Raw genomic sequence first — 359 nt, forward strand, 5'->3', positions numbered from 1 at the left:
AGGGAGTATTTAGCCTTGGGAGATGGTCCTCCCAGATTCCGACGGAATTTCACGTGTTCCGCCGTACTCAGGATACATTCAAGAGAGAACGAAGTTTCGACTACGGGGTTGTTACCCTCTACGACGGACCTTTCCAGGTCGCTTCGTCTACCTCGTTCCTTTGTAACTCCGTATAGAATGTCCTACAACCCCAAGAGGCAAGCCTCTTGGTTTGGGCTATGTTCCGTTTCGCTCGCCGCTACTCAGGAAATCGCATTTGCTTTCTCTTCCTCCAGGTACTTAGATGTTTCAGTTCCCTGGGTCTGTCTTCCTTACCCTATGTATTCAGGCAAGGATACCATACCATTACGTATGGTGGG

At 49.6% G+C, this 359-nt stretch carries 1 rRNA gene; it reads right to left on the reverse strand.

From position 1 onward, the window contains the following. Positions 1-359: ribosomal RNA gene (locus SB658_RS22430) — 23S ribosomal RNA — on the reverse strand; the annotation flags it as partial.

It is taken from the genome of Bacillus sp. SIMBA_008 (assembly GCF_046535495.1).
GTDB lineage: Bacteria > Bacillota > Bacilli > Bacillales > Bacillaceae > Bacillus > Bacillus subtilis.